This is a genomic window from Anaerocolumna jejuensis DSM 15929 (genome assembly GCF_900142215.1).
Classification (GTDB): Bacteria; Bacillota; Clostridia; order Lachnospirales; family Lachnospiraceae; genus Anaerocolumna; species Anaerocolumna jejuensis.
In genome coordinates this window covers 1-2,918 of record NZ_FRAC01000067.1, presented here as the reverse complement: position 1 = coordinate 2,918, position 2,918 = coordinate 1, and the positions used below count along the sequence as shown (strand labels likewise).

The 2,918-nt window shown below is 41.8% G+C and carries 3 protein-coding genes and 1 riboswitch; all 3 genes read left to right on the top strand.

The features are described from left to right. Window positions 1–124: 124 nt before the first annotated feature. The 3 genes from BUB77_RS28990 to BUB77_RS28980 all read left to right on the top strand — a co-directional run bounded on the left by BUB77_RS28990 (window position 125) and on the right by BUB77_RS28980 (window position 2,837). Window positions 125–1,282: an LCP family protein gene (locus BUB77_RS28990; protein WP_073280640.1), complete on the top strand. Its 1,158-nt coding sequence runs from the start codon at window positions 125–127 to the stop codon at window positions 1,280–1,282. A gap of 39 nt (window positions 1,283–1,321) precedes the next feature. Beyond that, complete coding sequence (locus BUB77_RS28985) at window positions 1,322–1,834, top strand: VanZ family protein (protein WP_084124862.1); 513 nt, start codon at window positions 1,322–1,324, stop codon at window positions 1,832–1,834. A 1-nt stretch (window position 1,835) separates the two neighbouring features. Further along, a riboswitch (FMN riboswitch) is annotated at window positions 1,836–2,018 on the top strand. Between the two features lie 195 nt (window positions 2,019–2,213). Then, the gene (locus tag BUB77_RS28980) at window positions 2,214–2,837 is read left to right on the top strand and encodes an ECF transporter S component (protein ID WP_084124859.1); all 624 of its coding nucleotides are present in this window, start codon (window positions 2,214–2,216) and stop codon (window positions 2,835–2,837) included. Window positions 2,838–2,918 lie beyond the last annotated feature (81 nt).

Here is a 2,918-nt window from a genome sequence, read left to right as displayed (position 1 = left end):
ATGGCTGTTAGTGTGAATTATTGGAAAGCATAATTCACACACAAGATTGAGCCTGCGAAATCCTCGGCCCAATCTTGCGGCGTGCTGGGAAGGCATAGTGGTTAGTGCAGAAATGAGGTGGATAATGGAGAAAATTTCCTTCGCAAAGGGGAAAAGGTTTAAAAAAATGACAGGCATCCTTCTTGCAGTCGTTGCTTTTAGCCTGCTGTGTATTTTTCTCTTTGCGCATAGTTATATCAGTAAGTTGAACAGGACGGCAGTTCTTTCAAAAGATGCGGTAACAGGAGGGGACGGAGCAAGGGTAACAGATATACCGGGAGAAGACAGTAATACAGAAGCAGGCTCAACGGCAGGGAAGGATGCCTCTGGGGAGCCGGATTCCTCTGCGGAACAGATTACCTCCGCAGAGGAGGCAATTCGTAAGAACATGGAGGATAACAGCACAGTTGTTTTATCCGATAAGAATGTATTTAATATACTCTTAATCGGTACGGATAACAGGGTAAAGGGAGAGAGTTCACGCTCTGATGCCATGATACTGGTATCCATCAATAAGAAAAATAAGACCATAACAGCCGCTTCTTTATTACGGGATATTTACCTTCAGATACCCGGTAAGAACAATAACCGCCTGAATGCTGCCTGTGCCTTTGGCGGACCCAAGCTGCTGATGAATACCATAGAGCAGAATTTTAAAGTCAGTGTAGACAGGTATGCCTCGGTGGATTTCTATGTGTTCATGGATATCATAGACGCTGTGGGCGGAGTAACAATAGAGGTCACCAGGGAGGAAATACCGGTTATCAATGACTATATTGCGGAGCTTAACAAACTAAGGGGGGAGAAGGAGGGAAGCGATTACCTGACGGAGCCTGGAGAGCTCATATTAAATGGGAAGCAGGCTCTGGGCTATGCCAGGAACCGCTATACAGGAACAGATTTTGAAAGAACGGAAAAGCAGAGAAGGGTATTAAAGGAAGCCTTTCAGAAAATAAAGAAATTGAATTTAATCCAGCTGAATAATCTGTTAAATAAACTTCTGCCCCAGGTTACAACGAACCTGACGGAAGGAGAGATATTTTCCATGATACTTTCCCTTCCGGGATATGCAGGGTATGACATCAAGCAGTGCCATATCCCGGTGGATAATTCCTACCAGTTCATGCGTATCAGGGGAATGGAGGTAATAACACTGGACTTTGACAAGAATATCAAAGCACTCAGGGAGCAGATATATCCGGACAAAAGCCGGGACCATGAGTTGACTATATTGCTGAAATAGTATAATATGGGATAAAACACCGTAAAAGAGGCATGAATAGTGAATATAAAACGATGGTTGGCCTGGATTCCGGCAATTCTCGTGATGATAATAATTTTTTCTTTTTCCTCGGAAAATGGCAGTGAATCTTCCGGCTTAAGCGGCTCCCTGACAAAAAAAGTGGTAGAAGCAGTAATTAACACGGTTGATTTAAAAGTCACAAGGGAGGAAGAAGAGCATATCATAGAGAATATACACACCCCTATAAGAAAGTTAGGACATTTATCCGAGTATGCATTGCTTGGCCTGACAACAGCCTTTGCATTTGCCTGTGCCCACCGTTTAAAGGGGAGAAGGCTGTACCTGATAAGCCTCTGCCTTTGTACCCTTTATGCATCCACGGATGAGATTCACCAGCTTTTTATTCCGGGACGCTCCGGGATGGTAACCGATGTGGGAATAGATGCTTTTGGAGCCCTTATAGGAATCGGTATCTTCTCTTGTATTTATAAACTAAAATTTACTATTGACAAATCTCCTAAAGGGGAATATTATAAAATCACAAAAAAATAAGGAAATTCTTCGGGGCAGGGTTAAATTCCCGACCGGCGGTATAGTCCGCGACCTGATACTGGATTATAAGTTATAACCAACTTTTAAGTTAATAACAGCTTTTAAGTTAGACTAACTTACTGGTAGCAGCTGATTTGGTGTAATTCCAAAACCGACAGTAAAGTCTGGATGTGAGAAGAAACTGATTGCAGAATTTGCATGAATGCATGTATTTAACAAGCCTCGAATTAATATTCGGGGCTTTTATTTTTCTGCTGATAGAGTTTATGAATAGCAGGTGTCATTCATAAATTCCCAGGTCAAGGTGAGGATAACATATATTACAAGTGTTTTCCCACACAGAACGCCAGGAATTTCCTTCTGAAAAGGAGAGAATATTATGAAATCATCAAGTCACAACACAGCCAATGGAAGCTATGCAAGAAGGTCGATTTTTACTACAAGGGTAATGGTTACGGTAAGTCTTTTATCAGCCTTATCCTATGTACTGATGCTATTGGAATCCCCTCCCTTTATCGGCTTTTTAAGGTTAGAATTTAGCGATGTTCCGGCAATAATAGGTGCTTTCTGGTTTGGACCGGCAGCAGGAATCGTAATAGAATTTATTAAGAACGTGATAAAGGCAATTACAGCCTCGAAAACTCTGGGAATCGGTGAGCTTGCCAATCTGATTGTAAGTATTGCCTACGTAGTACCGGCAAGCCTCTTGTTCCGTAAGCTGAAAGGCAGATATAAATCCGTTCTTGCCTTTGGTGCAGCTACCCTTTCCATGACAGTGGCTGGCTTTCTTATGAACTACTTTGTAACCATACCCATGTACGCGAAGATGTATGGAGGTATTGAAAACATTGTTGCAGCAGCCTCAATGATACCGGGAATTAATGATATGTTCACACTAATCCTCATCGGAATAACTCCCTTCAACATTATAAAAGGCATCTTCCTTGGCGTAGTGGGGCACATTTCCTATGAAATGCTTAAAAAGACAATACATTTTGAATAAATAGTTAAATGGTACCGCAAGCCTGCTTGCAGTACTGCCTAAATAAAAAGTGAAAATTGCTTTTTAATTTTCACAGAATCT

Coding starts and splice junctions, on each gene's coding strand:
- BUB77_RS28990 (WP_073280640.1), top strand. CDS start 125: ATGGAGAAAATTTCCTTCGCAAAGGGGAAAAGGTTTAAAAAAATGACA.
- BUB77_RS28980 (WP_084124859.1), top strand. CDS start 2,214: ATGAAATCATCAAGTCACAACACAGCCAATGGAAGCTATGCAAGAAGG.